Consider the following 15,538-nt stretch of genomic DNA (forward strand, 5'->3'; position numbering starts at 1 on the left):
GTAAAACCCGCCCCTACAGCATCTACTACGTCGGCAAAATCCAGCCATCAACCCCCAAAAAATTACAGATTGTCAGAAATTGTTCGCGGTTTATTTGATGGGTAGGGTATGCTAAATTTTAATCAAATCCATCCTGAGAACGTGCGATCGCGTCTTTTGTAGGGGCGGGTTTTACGGCAAACTGATGGGACTCACTATTTACCTATATAAACCCGCCCCGATCGCATCCTAGATGTGACAGATGTATTATATTGGTAGGATATCCTAAATCTTACTCTACTCCATAACACTTTTAAAAAAATCAATCGTCTCTTTCAACGCCTGAACAAAAACATCAATCTCTTCCCGCGTATTGTAGAAATACAAACTCGCCCGCGCCGAACCCATTACCTCTAAAATACGGTGTAACGGCTGAGTACAATGATGACCCGAACGAATCGCCACCCCTTCATGGTCTAATAACGTAGACACATCACTCGACGCCAATCCCTCAACATTAAACGATGCCAAAGCAGCCCTTCCTTTCCCCTCTGCTGTCGGTTTTGGACCATACAGAGTCAAATCAGGAACATCCCGTAACTGCTGGAACAAATACGCCGTAAGTTCCTCCTCATAAGCATGGATTTTATCCATACCAATCCCCATTAAATAGTCTACCGCCGCACCCAGCGCGATCGCTTCCCCAATCGCAGGTGTTCCCGCTTCAAATTTGTGGGGCAATTCGGCGTAGGTGGAATAGTCGAGAAAGACTTCCGAAATCATCTCACCCCCACCCATAAACGGCGGCATTTCCAGCAGCAAATCTAATTTCCCATACAAGAAACCAATCCCTGTAGGCGCACACATTTTGTGACCCGATGCCACTAACCAGTCACAACCCATCCCCTGCACATCAATCGGCATATGAGGGACAGATTGACAAGCATCAATCAATACCTTAGCGCCATACTGATGTGCGATCGCAATAATCTCTTGGACTGGGTTAATACATCCCAACGTATTCGAGACATGCACCACACTAACTAACTTCGTCTTCTCAGAAATCAGAGACTTGAACTGTTCTAAATCAAACTCCTGGCTTTGTGTCAGTTCCACATACTTCAACACCGCCCCCGTCTTCTGGGCAATGATTTGCCAGGGAACAATGTTGCTGTGATGTTCCATCACCGAGAGAATGATCTCATCCCCTCGCTGCAAACGATTTAATCCCCAGCTATACGCCACCAGATTAATCGATTCTGAGGCATTCCGGGTAAAAACAATCTCATTCCGCGACGCCGCATTCACAAACGCCGCCACCTTATCCCGCGCCGACTCATAGGCTTCTGTCGCCCTCACACTCAGCGCATGAGCGCCTCGATGGACATTGGCGTTATCCCTTTCATAGTAATTTTGCAGCGCCTTCAGCACCGCCAACGGCTTCTGAGAGGTAGCAGCACTGTCAAGATAAATCAACGGTTTCTCGTGAACTTTCTCCTGCAAAATGGGAAAGTCAGAACGGACGATAGCAGCTAAGGTTTTTTCTTGGGTGATGGTCATTGGTTATTCGTCATTTGTCTTATGTCATTGGTCATTTGTCAAACAATTATAGAAATCAAGACTCAGATTCAGGGCGGGTTTTGCCTAAAAACTAGATAAAACAATCAACCTTAATCCGAATGGCACTGAAATAAACAGTGTGAGATCACCAAAACCTTTGATATACCGTAGGGTGGGCATTGCCCACCAGCATACCAGGAGCGTGACATTCACCTTAATCCCTAAACCCGCCCCGGAAAGACGTGCCATAGCACCTCTCTACATATTTGGGGACTACATTGTCCTACACATCGCACATTGGGCAAGTCTTTGCCCCAGGGATTCCACAGGAATTCCCTGGAGAATCTCCGCGACAAAGGCATCAATTAACAAATTCCGGGCATTAGTTTCATTCAATCCTCGACTTTGTAAATAGAATACGTCTTCTGGGTCTAATTGACTCACTGTCGCACCGTGAGAACATTTAACTTGGTCAGCCGTAATTTCCAGTTGCGGTTTGGTATCCACACGGGCTTTAGCTGAAAGCAATAAATTGCGATTCAATTGAGCCGCATTGGTGAATTGAGCCCCTTGGGGCACGAAAACCTTACCATTGAATACTCCGTGCGCCCGGTCATCTATGATACATTTGTGCAACTGGTTGGTTATGCCATGAGGATGATTTAACCGCACCGCACTATGGGTATCTGCCACCTGTTCCCCACCAATCATAGTTAAACCGTTGAGCGTAGTTTCTGTCGCCTCACCCGTTTGCACGATTTCTAAATTATGCCGAGATAGTTTCGCCCCTAAACTAATCGCGTTACAAGTATAGCGGCTATTCCGGGCTTGACTTACCGCTGTTTTACCAATGTGGAACCCATCAATCGCTTCTCGCTGATTCCGGGTATGGATAACTTGGGAACCTTCCTCAAGCCAAATCTCCGTCACTGGGTTATTGAAATAAGGACAATTGACCGGAATATCTGGACATCCTTCTACATTCGCCGCGTAATGTTCAATCAGATTCACCACCGAACCCGCTTCAGCAACCACCAGACAGCGCGGTTGGCATATTACAGGTACGTCGTCAGTCGTGGAAATAAACAGCAGATGAATCGGTGTCTCGACTATTCTATTTTGGGGAACCCACACCACCGCCGCATCCGTGAGTCCCGATGTATTTAGGGCGGTGAAGACATCACAAGCGCCCTGTTGCTTCCCCAAATAATTTTGGATTTTCCCTGCATACGCCCCAGGTAAACCCGCCAAATTCCCCACATATACGCCTTCGGGTAATCCACTTACCGACGATAAAACCGGCGCATACACCCCATTGACGAAGACTAATCGACTATTCGGGGTTTCGGGTAGGGTGAGGGAAGTCAAGTCTAAGTGTTGCAGGAATTGCTCAAAAAACGTCTCCACCCCTTGAAAATTCACCGCCAATAACGGCGACAAATCCGTAAACCGCCATTCTTCATCGCGACGAGTTGGAATTGCTAATTCTTGCACAATCGCCGCCGCTTGGTCGCGCAGTTGCTGGAGAGTGGCGTTTAATTGTCCCCCGACAACGGGTTCATCTTGGCGACATTCGTCTAATAGCGCCTTTAAATAGGAAATTTCCGGTTTCGCAGATAGTTGTATACTCATTAGGCAATCACCTCAGCCGCCGCTTCTTCTATCACCCAATCATAACCACGGGATTCTAATTCTAATGCCAATTCCTTACCCCCGGTTTTGAGAATGCGCCCTGCTGCCATGACATGGACATAATCGGGTTCAATATAATTGAGCATCCGTTGGTAGTGGGTAATCAGAATCATGGCATTGTCAGGACTTGCTAACTGATTCACCCCGTTGGCGACAATCTTTAGGGCGTCAATATCCAAACCGGAATCCGTCTCATCCAGAATCGCCAGTTTTGGTTCTAACAACGCCATTTGCAGAATCTCATTCCGCTTCTTCTCGCCGCCAGAGAAGCCTTCATTTAAACTGCGCTCCAGGAAGCTGGGATTCATCTTGACAATTTCCAGTTTTTCCTCGATTAGGTCTTCAAAGTCAAACGTATCAATTTCCTCTAATCCCTGATGCTTACGGCGGGAATTATAAGCGACGCGCAAGAAGTCTAAATTACTCACCCCAGGAATTTCTAATGGATACTGAAACGCTAGAAAAATGCCAGCCAATGCCCGTTCTTCGGGTTCGAGTTCCAGCAGATTTTGCCCCAGAAATGTCACCTCGCCTCCGGTGACTTCGTAGGCGGGATGTCCCGCTAAAAGCTTGGAAAAGGTGCTTTTACCTGAGCCATTTTGCCCCATGATGGCGTGAATTTCTCCCGCCTTCACCTCTAGGTTTAAGCCTTTGAGGATTTGTTGTCCTTCAACATTTGCCGTCAAATTGTGGACGGATAAGATTACGTCGCTATTTTCTCTAATCATTACACGTTTTCACCAATTCAGATCAATGATTCTTCGGGATAAGGGAGATAGGGTGTTCCAGACGTAGCTGGTCGGGGCGGGCGCGAGTCACATCTGGGTGCAACGGAACAAGAGTAGTAAAACCCGCCCCGGAAAGACGCGCCATGGTACGTGTCAACACTCAACACTCAACCTAACCCACGGCTCCTTCTAATTTCAGACTCAATAATTTATCGGCTTCAGCGGCGAATTCCATCGGCAATTTATTGAAGACATCCTGACAGAACCCACTAACCATCATGGAGACAGCATCTTCTTCTGAGATTCCGCGTTGAGTAAAGTAGAAAAGCTGATCCTCGCCAATTTTCGAGGTTGAGGCTTCGTGTTCGACTTTAGCCGTATTATTTTCAACTTGAATATAGGGGAAAGTATTCGCCTCAGCCCTATCGCCAATCAACATGGAATCGCACTGGGAATAATTCCGCGCCCCTTTTGCTTTGGGACTCACTTTCACTAAACCCCGATAGCTATTCTTAGAATTACCAGCGGAAATTCCTTTAGAAATAATAGTGCTACGGGTATTTTTGCCAATATGCACCATTTTAGTGCCGGTGTCGGCTTGCTGCATGTTATTGGTTAACGCCACGGAGTAAAATTCACCCACGGAGTTATCCCCCACGAGGACACAACTGGGATACTTCCAGGTAATCGCTGAACCGGTTTCTACCTGCGTCCAGGAAATCTTGGAGTTAACTCCTTTGCACAAGCCGCGCTTGGTGACAAAGTTATAGATTCCTCCTTTACCCTTTTCGTCACCTGCAAACCAGTTTTGTACGGTGGAGTATTTAATATCGGCGTTATCTAGGGTGACGAGTTCCACAACAGCGGCGTGAAGTTGGTTGGTGTCGTACATAGGCGCTGTACACCCTTCTAAGTAGCTCACCGAACTACCTTCTTCGGCGACAATCAGGGTGCGTTCAAACTGTCCTGTGTCCCCGGTATTAATCCGGAAATAGGTGGATAGTTCCATGGGACATTTGACGCCTTTGGGAATAAATACAAAGGAACCGTCACTAAACACAGCCGAGTTGAGGGCAGCAAAGTAATTATCGCCTACGGGGACAACAGTACCCAGATATTTCTGCACCAATTCTGGGTGTTCTTGCAGCGCTTCGGAGATGGAACAGAAGATAACGCCGACTTCGGCTAATTTTTCTTTAAATGTGGTGGCGACGGAAACGCTGTCAAAAATAGCATCTACAGCGACGTTGGACAGTCGCTTCTGTTCAGACAGGGGAATCCCCAGCTTTTCAAAGGTTTCTAGGAGGGCTGGGTCAACCTCTTCCAGGCTGTTGAGCTTTTCGGTTTTCTTTTTCGGGGCGGAGTAGTAAATGATATTCTGGTAGTCGATGGGCGGATAGTTAACGTGGGGCCACGTTGGTTCCTCCATCTTTAACCATTGGCGATAGGCTTTGAGGCGAAACTCCAGCATGAACTCCGGTTCGTTCTTCTTGGCGGAGATCAGGCGGACTACGTCTTCATTCAAGCCACGGGGAATGGTGTCGGCTTCGATATCGGTGACAAAGCCGTACTTGTAGGGCTGGTTGACTAATTTCTTGACGGTAGCAGTCATTGGATTAAGGGTTCTCTCTTCTACTAAGGATGGGAAGTGGGCGGGAGCGTTTCTGTATCAATGGACCCGTCACCAGTTTTCCCGAGTTCAGGCTAATTGGGTCACGTTGCACTAGCAATAGGGTTAAACAACACTTTTGTTGTTTAACTCTATTGTAGGTTATATTAACAACTAAGATGTTGTCAAAGTCAACTGCATTTCTTCTGTTGCCCTAACACAAGCGTGATTTTACCCCAAAAGCCGATGACCACCACTCAGCAATCTTCTACCAAGCAAGACATTTTGCAGTATTTACTCAAACAGGAGCGAGCGATCGCGCAGGCATTAGCGGAAGCTCTGGATATTAGTCCCCAAGCCATTCGGCGTCACCTGAAGGATTTGGAAACCGAGGGACTGATAGAGTATGAGTCGGTATCGATGGGAATGGGGCGTCCTCAGCATGTTTACCGCTTGAGCAAGAAAGGACGCGATCGCTTCCCTAACCATTATGGCGAGTTTGCTGTGTCTTTGCTAGACACCTTGGAAGAAACAGTAGGTCGGGATCAGGTGAGTACCATTCTCCAGAAGCAGTGGAAACGCAAAGCCCTGGAATACCGCCAGCGCTTGGGTAAAGGTTCATTAGCAGAACGAGTCGCCAAATTGGTAGAACTGCGCCAAAGTGAAGGGTATATGGCTGAATGGTATCCAGTTGAATCCAGTGACGTGAGTCAACAGACCCGTAACCAGTTTATTTTGAAAGAACACAACTGTGCTATTTCCAACGTCGCTGAATCCTTTCCTAGCGTCTGCGGACATGAATTAGAAATGTTTGCCGCCATTCTACCCGATTGCCAAGTCGAGCGCACTCACTGGATTAATCATGGAGAACATCAGTGTGGTTATTTGATTAAGGCGAAATAGTTTGTCATGGTTCATTGGTAATCCCTTCCCCCATCTCCCCCATCTCCCCAACAAGGGCGGGTTTAGTCAAGTTATCGGTTTTGTGCCACAACGTTATGGGTAAAACCCGCCCCTACAGATTGACTCTCCCTGCACCCCCAATTTCTCATGTCCCAACAACCGACAACACAATTTTTAAGTCCAGAGGAATCTGCTGCGGTCGATAAAGCGTTACTCGCATCCCATTATAAGTTTTTAACCCGATTAACTATTTCATCCCTGCGCCTTTTAACCCATATCGCCCAAGACACAGGAGTAGCCGTTGAAGAATTGACGCCTCAGCAGGTGATTGATTGGTTTGAAAAAGACAGCAAGATTCGCCATGAACAGGGATCGGATGCCGCATTTTTGAAGTGGTGATTCCCCCGGCTTCTTTGAAATCCGATACAACCAAGCTGGATCAACAGGATTCGTCCTGTTGATTAATTTATTTTTAGAGAAAAATAGAGCTTTAAATTTTAGTATTTGCCCCTGATTTGTCAAGGTTAAGACCATGAATTTTGATATAAGTTAACAAAAATAAATTTATTCAAAAAAATAAAATTAGTTCACTAAAAATTCATAGATTTAGTGGGTAATTTTATACGGATTTTTCCTATTCGCTGGTGAAGGTTAATTATGATGGCGAGTAGACAAAACTCGTGCGTAGAGGTAATTCCGTGAAACTCAAATTAACATTTTTACTATCGGTCGCCTTCGTCGCTGGTGTAGCGGCAAAAGCGCAAGCGGCGAATTTTTTTACCTATAATCCGAATGAACAAGAAATTTATCACAGCACATTTGATAACGCAAATGATTGGCAGCTAAACAATACTACTGTCGCTCAGGGTGAACTTCAGGCTAATCCTGAGGCGAATTGGGCATCAGCCTACTACGATCTCTCATCGTTGAATCAATTGGATTTAGATGATGGTGATATCGCTATTTACTGGAGCGCTCGCACAGATCGAAGTAAGCCCGAACTGGGTAAGTTCTTTGTGGAACTGAATGTTGCACCAACAGATACCCAGGAACCGCGCCAAATTAACTGGAATATCCGTCCTGTTTCTCCCCGTGATGGCAATTTCCGCAACTTACCCTATTTACTTTACGTTGATCCCGGCTTTAATATTCCCCATGAGGTTGAACAAGAGCTGGTTGTTCCCGATCAATTTCCTGATACTGAAACTTACGAGAGTTTCCGACTCACATTGAGTAAAACGGGAATGGATACTGTTGAAGTCACGCCTTACTATTGGCTGAATGATAATTGGCAAGTGTTTTCCGCTCAAGACGGTTCAACGCTACCCATGAGCGTTAGTATCCAAGATAACCTGGAAGGTCGAGACTATTTTGAATCCCTCAGTTTTCGGTTCCGCCAAAATCGCTCCTATCTTGATGCGGTTGCTATTACTCGGATTCCCACCGATTCAGAACCCGTCGATATTCCAGAAGCCTCTACAGGATTAGGTTTATTCGCTATGGGTGTTTGGGGAATCCGTAAGTTGATGCAAAAGCTGAATCGATAGAAGGATTAGGTAGAGACGTTGCATACAACGTCTCTACCACAGGAAAGGAAAGTCCTAATCGATGTGTCTACTGCTATACAAGCCGCATCTAATCTATCAAATTAAGTGTGCCACGCCCGTAGTGGCATGACAGCTTACAGTTTTACCTGCTAGCATTATCGCAGTTGTTGCTCGGTTAACAATGTATTAACCCAAACCCGATCATCTGCAAACAATGGCGGTAAAGGTTCTTGCGTATAATCGATTGCTAAATCATAACTGGCTTGCTCGTACATATTATTCAACAATACCTGTAAATCAACGACGGGTTCCTGATCTCCAGACTTCAAGGGTAAGGGAAATGAGGGAATCGCATTGGGTAAATTAAAGGCATATAAATCAGCTTGAGGACGACGCTCTCCTCGACTGACTAAAATTCGATAATGAGTTTGACCATTGCTATGATATACTGGCATAGGTTGCCCCTTCCGCAGTAAATCAATTTCCACTAAATGAGTTGAACTGCCGAAGATTTTATGGCGTTTAGTTTCATATTTATCGCGTCCTTCTCCGGAACGTTTATTAATCGGAGAGAGTATCTCAATAACGGTGACAACTTCACCTGTGGCGACTTCTCGGACTTCTAAATACCCTTGCTTAATTGTTTCCGGTACAGGAACTTCTACGATTTTGGGTTGAGTTGGAGATGGGGCGACAGCAACATTACTCATCGGTTGTTTCGTTGTCGCCTGTGAACGTTTGACCGTTAAATCAGGAACACCAATCAGTAGGGATTGTTCGCCAACTGTTTCATACAGACGAACCTCAACCGCTGCTCTGTATTTTGGGCGCAGTTGAGGAGAAAGTGACCTAGCTAATTCAACAATTAGCCAGTGATGGACTCCGGGCCAGATTTCCGGATGTTCTAGGTAAGGGTTCATCCCCGGAAACGGGTTTGGCATAAATTTCCCTCCTTGGCGTTCGATTCTTGTTGCTTAAATTTTATCGTCGTTTTGCCCTAGCACGGGGAAATCCCGGAATCAGACAGATTAATTAAATCCGTCTTAGTTTAATATGGATGAGCTTGCAGCCAAGTGGTAATCTGTGGGATTTGACTCACTGTATTTTTCAGCGTTTCCAGGTTTGGATAAGGCTGCAACAAATCCTTGGGCGGCTGATAAGGTCCATCGGGTTCTGGGATGTAGGAAAATCCAGAAGGATCATTCCAGAATTTCCCGGTATGATCATATATACACAGAAGGTCAAATACCGCGATATCTGCCCAGGTTAAGGATGAGCCAACTAGAAATGAAGAGGCTTGATTTTGAGTAATTATTTGCTCAAACTGCTCTAAGTGCATGGGTACGGATGTGGCGAAATACTCGTTTAACCGCTTCACTTTAACTGATGGTTCTCTAAATGTCATAATGAACTGACCTTGTTCCACCACCCGGTCAACATAACACCCATACAGCAAATCCTGGAGATCTCTCCAGGCATCAACGATCATATCGGATAGGGCTGCCTGTAAATGGTCTATGGGATAAAGTCCTGCTTGTTTAGCTGCATAACGAGCGATCGCGCATGACTGGCTGATTACTGTATCCCCTAGCTTCAGAATCGGTAGTTGACCAAAGGGAAGCTCCCCAGTGGAGCGCATTTGCCCGTATTCTTCAAAGGAGAGTCTTTGATCGTCAAATGAAACCTCACCACAGGTGAAAATAAGACGTGAAAGTTCGGCTCTACCTTTCCCTTGAAAATACACTAAAACAGGAACGTCTTTCATGATACTTTTTCAGTCCTTAGATGTTAATCAATTTGATGCATCGTCGGTGCGAGATCTTTCCCCACCCAGAGAATGCTATCGTCAGGGAAAGGATTCCATTTGCCTGGAAACAAGGGTTCAGATGCAATAATAATTGAGTTGGGGAAAGCGGTATCCTTTAGCAGCCAATAAAGAGATGGTGCTGATGTCCCCCTAGCAAAACGAGATGCAACGAGCTGCTGTCCATCGCTGACGACAATATTGGCACTGAAGCTGATTGTATCCAATTGGGCTAATTTGGTGAGTGTCTTTAAGCTTTCTGTTAAAGCGACAGGTAAAGACGTTCCTCTGACGGCTAACTCGTTGGCGAGTAGGGCAAAGATATGTTCCGAATCCGTCGTTCCTTCGATTTTTCGATAAATGTCCTCTCTGAGATGCTTGCGAATCGGGTGATAGAGGGTGTCTCGGAAGTTTTCGATGAAGCCGTTGTGAATGAATAAGACGCGATCGCAACTGAATGGTTGGCAGTTACTCAAGTTTGAGGCTTGTCCGGGGGTAGCACTGCGGACGTAAGCTAAGCAACATCCAGAATTAATATAACGGCTCAGATGGGGTAAGTTAATATCGCCCCATATCGGCAGGATATTTTTATAGATAAAGGGTTCGCTATCTTGTTGATTGTCATACCACCCTAACCCTACTCCGTCGGCATTGACGGAGGTGGTTATTGTTTCCTTTGGTTTGTAACTTTGGATTTCCAGGGAATGTTCGGGTTGGTATATTAGGCGATTGGGTTGAATGGGACAACCGAGGTAAGCCAGTAATCGACACATAATTTAAATCATTGGTCATTGGTCATTTTTCGCGCTATGCCAGTAACATTCGCCAGCAAAATCCTTTTAGGAGGGCGGGTTTAGTTAAGCTATCCGACATCAACATAACGTTATCTGTAAAACCCGCCCCTACAGCATCTCCATCTGCCCCAGCTAAGAGACGTAGCATGCTACGTCTCTACATTGCTCCCCCTACCACCCCCAGGTTCCCGGTTCGCCTTTGAACGGACCAACAATATCCTGGGTGATCCAGCCGGCATAATAATCGCCGGGTTGGGGTTGTACTTTCTCATCATCCACATAGCAAGCATCCATTGGTCTGGGATAAAAGCCGACATAACCGATGAGTTCTTCGTAGGCAGGGAATATTTTAGTATAGTACCAAGCCACGTTTTTGGCTTCGCGATCGCCTACTCTCAAGGTATAGTAAGATGCCCGTCCTTTCCACTCGCAGTAAGTGGAGTGAGAACTTGGAGTTAAATACTCCATCTTGATATCGTCTACGGGAATAAAGTAGTTAGGTGGATGGCTGGTTTCTATTACTCTTTTGGCACGGCGGGTTTCGGCAATGACTTCACCATTGAATATAATTTTAATCGGCTTCGTTACATCTTCAATGCGGGGAGGGCGGGGATAATCCCAGACGGATTCTTGACCGGGACTAGGGGGAATGGGTTTGGGTATCATGAAACACTCCTACACTATTTTAATTGGATGACGTGAGCGAATTTAATCGGTATCGGCTAAGCGAATGCCGGTGAATTGCCACCGAGTAGCCGGGGGGTAAAAGTTGCGATAGGTGGGACGAATATGAGACAAAGACGTTACACAGGAGCCACCCCGTAAAACTAAACGATTACACATTAATTTGCCATTATATTCACCGATGATTCCGGCTTCTAGGCGACAGCCGGGATAAGGTTGATGGGTGCTAGTTGTCCATTCCCAAACATCGCCGAATAGTTGCTGAGGGGAATCGCTTCCTGTGGCGGGTTTAGGGTGCAATAGTCCGGTTTCTAAGAGGTTACCTTTGACGGGAAGATTGGCGGTGGCTATTTCCCATTCGGCTTCCGTGGGTAACCGTTTCCCTGCCCAACGTGCATAGGCATCGGTTTCATAAAAGCTTAGATGACAAACGGGTTCGTTTTCATTTAAGCGACGCATTCCTCCTAGTGTCATTAACCACCAATCGCCATCGATTTGTTCCCAATATAAGGGGGCTTGCCATTGTTGAGATTGTGCTGTTTTCCACCCTTCTGATAGCCAATAATCAGGGTTGTTGTAACCGCCTGCTTGGATAAATTCCAGGTATTCGCCGTTGGTGATTAATCGCGAGGCAAGTTGATAGTCTTGCAGGTAAACCTGATGGCGGGGCTGTTCGTTATCAAAGGCAAATCCTTTACCGTTGTGACCTATTTCATATAATTGGGCGGGATAGTTTAGCCACTCTAGTGGTTTGACGACAGATGGAGCAGGTGGAATGGGTAAATTAGGGTTGTAGATGGGACGTAGGGGATTATTGCCAAAGATATGTTTAATGTTGGTCAATAGAAATTCTTGATGTTGTTGTTCGTGGTTGAGTCCAAGGATAATTAGGGCTTCTAATTCTGAGTTTCCGGAATTTGCTGCGATTAATGACTGGATGGCTTCATCGACAGATGCACGATAGCGATAAATTTCGGCGACGGTGGGGCGCGATAAGGTGCCGCGTTGGGCGGCTGGAACTCGTTTTCCTAATGATTCGTAGTAGGAGTTGAAGAGGTAATCATAGTTGGGGTGAAAAATTCTGTAGCCTTTGAGGTGAGGGACTAATATAAAGGCTTCAAAAAACCAAGCCGTATGGGCGAGATGCCATTTAATTGGGCTAGCATCTGCCATACTTTGAACCACATAGTCTTCAATTTCTAAGGGTTGACAAATTTGTTCGCTGAGTTGGCGGATTTGTTGGTAGTAGGCGGATAAGGATGGCTGGTTTGAGGTTGGAGAATTAGGATGGGTGATTAACATTATGATTAGTAAGGATAATAAAGATTGCTGTTTAGTGACACCTTGGGAAACGAGAATTGGGTTGTCCGGGGGGCTATACGCATAGAATGGCTTTTTTGTCAAATCTGCCCCGGAGTCTGTCCCGGAAATTGGGTAATTAAGTATGTTTGTAGTATTTGGCTTTTGGGGACGCGATCGCGGCGAAAATGACGCAGCATTAAGGCTTTTAAGCGTTATAGATTAAATTTTGACCATAATTAGCCTATATTACACTATTAAAAAAATATCATACTACACCCTCAAAGCCCGATCAAGTGGGGTTTTGCTAGGGAGCTATTTTGCCCGCCCGAAGTCTTCTTATCTTTAGACTATTAAAACTTAAACCCAAAAATTATAAGCTTTAGTTATCAGGTTGCGGCAGGTGAAATGATATCCGGCTTTCTCATCCATAAATAATCAAAACGTCTCCCTATCTTCCCCATCTTCCAGACGTTCCACCGGAGGAGTCTCTACAACCCCATCTTCCCCTTACCCTAATTAGTATTCAACCGGACATGATATGACGGAAGGGCTTGGGAACCAAGCCCCTACAAACCCCCCCGACAAATCTGATATACCCAGGTTTGTAAATACAGATCGGGTTGTCCTTTGGGTTCCGCTTGATATTGAGCTCCCCGTTCGGTTAATGTCCACTTTCCTTGTGTTTCTAAGTCTCTCATTTTGTCTTTAAAGTCACTGCTTTCGTAGAAGTCGGGGCGTAGGGTAAATATAATGTATCCTTGGGGTTTAGTGACACGAATTAATTCATCAAACGAATGGCTCGGAGCATGTCCATAAGTAAATACGCCACAAGCGGTAACGGCGTCAAAGGTAGCTGTGGGAAAGTCTAAGGGTTCGCCTAATATCATTTGGCGTAACTGGGTGTAGACATTCTTCTTTTGTGCCTCAGCCATCATCCCTGGGGAAAGGTCAATTCCGACTAGGTTGTCATAGCCTTCCTGGTGCAGCCATTGACCCATTGTACCGGTGCCGGCTCCCGCATCTAAGATTAGGGCATTTTTGGGGACGTATTTAAGAGTGAGATCGACGATAGGTTCGCGGTTAGGACGACCAAAGGTTTCAGCTAAATCGCGTTCGTAGTCCTTTGCCCATTGGTTATAGCGATCGCGGAGTTGGCGATTATCTTGCGAACTATAAACCCACTGGATTTTATCTGACATAGTTATCTTGATTATCAACGTTTACTCAACTGAGACATTTGACCTTTTGGCTGAAAACATTTTCCAGCATTGGCACAAAAACGGATAAGGGTAAGGTGTCATAATTGGGGTCGAAGGAAATTTGATCCCACTTATGGCAGAACCGAATTGTCTGCTCGAAAGCTGGATGCTCTTGCAATCGCTTATATTCATTGCCATCTAATACCAATTGATGTAAGTAGCTGTCGCTCTGCACGATTCCGTGATACTGTACTATCCAGGCATTTTCTGGGGATACATAGGGTCGTAATATTGCTGCGGCTAATTCACCGTGGTTGACAGGAGCTAGGTGTTCACCGATGTCATGTAGTAAGGCACAAACAATTGTTTCTTGATCACTGCCATCACGCAATGCTCGTGTTGCTGTCTGCAGCGAGTGTTCGAGTTGATCCACACGATATCCCATTTGATTGCCACGTAAACCTAGAAGTGCTTCAATAATTCTCTTCGTCAAGCATTTGATGTGTTCTTCAAAACAATTATCTATAATTTTTAGTTCTTTTTCAGTTGCGAGATCAGCTCTGGTAAAATTGACGATTTTGTTCATTGAATTTAATTCCGATTTAATCAATAGTTTGATGCGGCATCAAATCTTTTCTGTCCCTGAAAGTAATCCCACTCAATAAATGTTATTTCTAAGTGTCTAGTTCCTGAACGAGAATCAAAGGCTTTACGTCCATGTAATACCCGGAAGTTGTTTACAAGTAGACAATCTCCTTTTTGCAGACGATAATAATATCGATAGCCTGGATTATTTAAATACTTTAAAAATGAATCATAGGCTTGATAGAAAATATCTATTTTTTTATAGGGTAAGTCTATATGAATATTTTTATGAGAAAAACAAATAGCTGCTACTTGACTTTGGTCATTTAACTTGACAATAGGACTTGTCCGAGAGAATAAGTAATTCCACCTCTCTATAAACTGTTTAAATTTTACAGGAATATTAGCCAATACATGAAAATAATCAGGATATTTTTTGCCAAAATCTGCGACCAATTTAAACCCATCTACAACTATTGACTCACCTCCAGATGCATCATTTTTGACACAATATAAGGCTTGTACCAAGGGAGGAGCATTTAGATAAGTAAAATCTGTATGCAGTGACAAAGCAGAACCCTCCGATGACATAGATAGATCTGAAGATAGATTCGATGAACTCGGTACTGGCTTTACTGTAGAGAAATTTCCAAATTTAGCAAATTCGTAAATGGGACCAATGGACAACAGTAAAGCTTCGAGGTCTTCAATCGCTACATTCCGCAAAACTGCCAAGCCTAATTTAGAAAGGTGTTCGGTCAAAATCTTACGTGTCTTCTGACTGTCTCCACAATACTCTGACCATTCTATTTTATGTGTATCAAACCAGGCTCGATCCCACAGGATCTGTTGGCAGAGAGACTCTGGTTTAGGCTTCGGATCGTAGGCACGCTCCAGTAGCCAGGAAAGCGGAAAGACGCTCTGATGGCTAGAGTATTCGTCCCAGTTAATGACTAGGCGATCGTCCTGTAGGTTTACGGAAAAAGGTTGAGGATCGAGGACAAAATCGCTCAAGTCGGACATTTTTTGGCGAGAACTCGGATCGTAGCACTTGGGGCATAAGCAATGATCGCGTAACCAGACGTAATGGAAGCGTTTCCCCTGAATAGTTAGAAATTGTTTATTAATTATTAAATTTGGTGTTTCCAGCAT

General features: G+C 45.1%; 17 protein-coding genes. 3 read left to right on the forward strand and 14 right to left on the reverse strand.

Annotated elements, in window-relative coordinates:
- Nucleotides 1–276: 276 nt before the first annotated feature.
- The 5 genes from RLO19_RS25825 to sufB all read right to left on the reverse strand — a co-directional run bounded on the left by RLO19_RS25825 (nucleotide 277) and on the right by sufB (nucleotide 5,571).
- Nucleotides 277–1,539, reverse strand: coding sequence for a SufS family cysteine desulfurase (locus tag RLO19_RS25825; protein ID WP_446360256.1), 1,263 nt, complete (start codon nucleotides 1,537–1,539; stop codon nucleotides 277–279).
- A gap of 84 nt (nucleotides 1,540–1,623) precedes the next feature.
- Nucleotides 1,624–1,788 (reverse strand): hypothetical protein, encoded by a 165-nt coding sequence (locus RLO19_RS25830; protein ID WP_446360257.1) that lies wholly within the window; start codon nucleotides 1,786–1,788, stop codon nucleotides 1,624–1,626.
- A 24-nt stretch (nucleotides 1,789–1,812) separates the two neighbouring features.
- Nucleotides 1,813–3,171, reverse strand: a complete 1,359-nt coding sequence (gene sufD, locus RLO19_RS25835; RefSeq protein ID WP_446360258.1) for a Fe-S cluster assembly protein SufD — start codon at nucleotides 3,169–3,171, stop codon at nucleotides 1,813–1,815.
- Complete coding sequence (gene sufC, locus RLO19_RS25840) at nucleotides 3,171–3,959, reverse strand: Fe-S cluster assembly ATPase SufC (protein WP_446360259.1); 789 nt, start codon at nucleotides 3,957–3,959, stop codon at nucleotides 3,171–3,173. The genes sufD and sufC overlap by 1 nt, the downstream gene beginning before the upstream one ends.
- Nucleotides 3,960–4,131: 172 nt before the next feature.
- The gene (gene sufB / locus RLO19_RS25845) at nucleotides 4,132–5,571 is read right to left on the reverse strand and encodes a Fe-S cluster assembly protein SufB (protein WP_446360260.1); all 1,440 of its coding nucleotides are present in this window, start codon (nucleotides 5,569–5,571) and stop codon (nucleotides 4,132–4,134) included.
- A 243-nt stretch (nucleotides 5,572–5,814) separates the two neighbouring features.
- Here sufB and sufR point away from each other — a divergent pair, with 243 nt between their 5' ends.
- The 3 genes from sufR to RLO19_RS25860 all read left to right on the forward strand — a co-directional run bounded on the left by sufR (nucleotide 5,815) and on the right by RLO19_RS25860 (nucleotide 8,018).
- Nucleotides 5,815–6,471, forward strand: coding sequence for an iron-sulfur cluster biosynthesis transcriptional regulator SufR (sufR, locus tag RLO19_RS25850; RefSeq protein WP_446360261.1), 657 nt, complete (start codon nucleotides 5,815–5,817; stop codon nucleotides 6,469–6,471).
- A gap of 147 nt (nucleotides 6,472–6,618) precedes the next feature.
- On the forward strand, nucleotides 6,619–6,870 hold the full coding sequence (locus tag RLO19_RS25855; RefSeq protein ID WP_446360262.1) for a hypothetical protein: 252 nt from the start codon (nucleotides 6,619–6,621) through the stop codon (nucleotides 6,868–6,870).
- Between the two features lie 299 nt (nucleotides 6,871–7,169).
- The gene (locus RLO19_RS25860; RefSeq protein ID WP_446360263.1) at nucleotides 7,170–8,018 is read left to right on the forward strand and encodes a hypothetical protein; all 849 of its coding nucleotides are present in this window, start codon (nucleotides 7,170–7,172) and stop codon (nucleotides 8,016–8,018) included.
- Between the two features lie 155 nt (nucleotides 8,019–8,173).
- Here RLO19_RS25860 and RLO19_RS25865 read toward each other — a convergent pair whose 3' ends face one another.
- The 9 genes from RLO19_RS25865 to RLO19_RS25905 all read right to left on the reverse strand — a co-directional run bounded on the left by RLO19_RS25865 (nucleotide 8,174) and on the right by RLO19_RS25905 (nucleotide 15,538).
- Nucleotides 8,174–8,959, reverse strand: coding sequence for a DUF4058 family protein (locus RLO19_RS25865; protein WP_446360264.1), 786 nt, complete (start codon nucleotides 8,957–8,959; stop codon nucleotides 8,174–8,176).
- A gap of 107 nt (nucleotides 8,960–9,066) precedes the next feature.
- Entirely contained in the window at nucleotides 9,067–9,783 is a 717-nt protein-coding gene (locus tag RLO19_RS25870; RefSeq protein WP_446360265.1) for a glutathione S-transferase family protein, read from the reverse strand.
- Nucleotides 9,784–9,806: 23 nt separating this feature from the next.
- Nucleotides 9,807–10,595, reverse strand: a complete 789-nt coding sequence (egtC, locus tag RLO19_RS25875; RefSeq protein WP_446360266.1) for an ergothioneine biosynthesis protein EgtC — start codon at nucleotides 10,593–10,595, stop codon at nucleotides 9,807–9,809.
- A 34-nt stretch (nucleotides 10,596–10,629) separates the two neighbouring features.
- On the reverse strand, nucleotides 10,630–10,764 hold the full coding sequence (locus tag RLO19_RS25880; protein WP_446360267.1) for a hypothetical protein: 135 nt from the start codon (nucleotides 10,762–10,764) through the stop codon (nucleotides 10,630–10,632).
- A 23-nt stretch (nucleotides 10,765–10,787) separates the two neighbouring features.
- A complete protein-coding gene (locus tag RLO19_RS25885; protein ID WP_446360268.1) occupies nucleotides 10,788–11,282 on the reverse strand; it encodes a DUF427 domain-containing protein in 495 nt (164 codons plus the stop codon).
- A gap of 42 nt (nucleotides 11,283–11,324) precedes the next feature.
- On the reverse strand, nucleotides 11,325–12,602 hold the full coding sequence (egtB, locus tag RLO19_RS25890; RefSeq protein ID WP_446360269.1) for an ergothioneine biosynthesis protein EgtB: 1,278 nt from the start codon (nucleotides 12,600–12,602) through the stop codon (nucleotides 11,325–11,327).
- 566 nt (nucleotides 12,603–13,168) lie between these two features.
- Nucleotides 13,169–13,801 (reverse strand): class I SAM-dependent DNA methyltransferase, encoded by a 633-nt coding sequence (locus RLO19_RS25895; protein ID WP_446360270.1) that lies wholly within the window; start codon nucleotides 13,799–13,801, stop codon nucleotides 13,169–13,171.
- A gap of 25 nt (nucleotides 13,802–13,826) precedes the next feature.
- On the reverse strand, nucleotides 13,827–14,387 hold the full coding sequence (locus RLO19_RS25900) for an HD domain-containing protein (protein ID WP_446360271.1): 561 nt from the start codon (nucleotides 14,385–14,387) through the stop codon (nucleotides 13,827–13,829).
- Nucleotides 14,388–14,407: 20 nt separating this feature from the next.
- Entirely contained in the window at nucleotides 14,408–15,538 is a 1,131-nt protein-coding gene (locus tag RLO19_RS25905) for a TauD/TfdA family dioxygenase (protein ID WP_446360272.1), read from the reverse strand.

The sequence above is a fragment of the Coleofasciculus sp. G2-EDA-02 genome (assembly GCF_040226375.1).
Classification (GTDB): domain Bacteria; phylum Cyanobacteriota; class Cyanobacteriia; order Cyanobacteriales; family Coleofasciculaceae; genus Coleofasciculus.